The 599-nt window shown below is 40.6% G+C and carries 1 pseudogene; it reads left to right on the forward strand.

Features of this window, described 5'->3' with window-relative positions:
- Nucleotides 1-599 (forward strand): annotated as a pseudogene (locus SLS51_RS23135) (IS630-like element ISPlu3 family transposase); the annotation flags it as partial.

Raw genomic sequence — 599 nt, forward strand, 5'->3', positions numbered from 1 at the left:
ATTACCTTTAGCATTCCCGGCATGAATAAATGGCTACACCGTCAGGGTTTTTCTTATAAAAAACCGGGTGGCGTCCCTCATAAATTCGACGCAGAAAAACAGCGACAATTTATTGAATATTATGAGAATCTTAAAGTCACAGCGAAAGACGAACCCATCCTTTTTCTTGACGCTGTTCACCCGACGCAAGGCACTAAACTCAGTTATGGCTGGATGCGAAAAGGTGAGAAAAAAACAGTCAAAACAACAGGAAGCCGAACTCGCCTGAATATATTGGGTGCGCTCAACCTGAATGCCATTGGTCGTACGGTGTTCCAGGAATATCAGACCATCAATGACTACAACATTTGCTGTTTTTTCAATGAAATAAGAAAGTCTTATCCTGACTATCATCAAAAAATTCATCTTATTGTGGATGGGGCAGGTTACAACAAAGCTCATCTTGTGAAGGAGTGGGCTTATGTCAGCAATATTGAATTACATTACCTTCCTCCATACAGCCCAAATTTAAACCCGATAGAGCGATTATGGAAGGTCATGAATGAACAGGTTCGAAATAACCGTTATTTCGCGGATAAACATGAATTTCGAGACAAAGT

The sequence above is a fragment of the Photorhabdus africana genome, assembly GCF_035181445.1.
Lineage (GTDB): Bacteria > Pseudomonadota > Gammaproteobacteria > Enterobacterales > Enterobacteriaceae > Photorhabdus > Photorhabdus laumondii.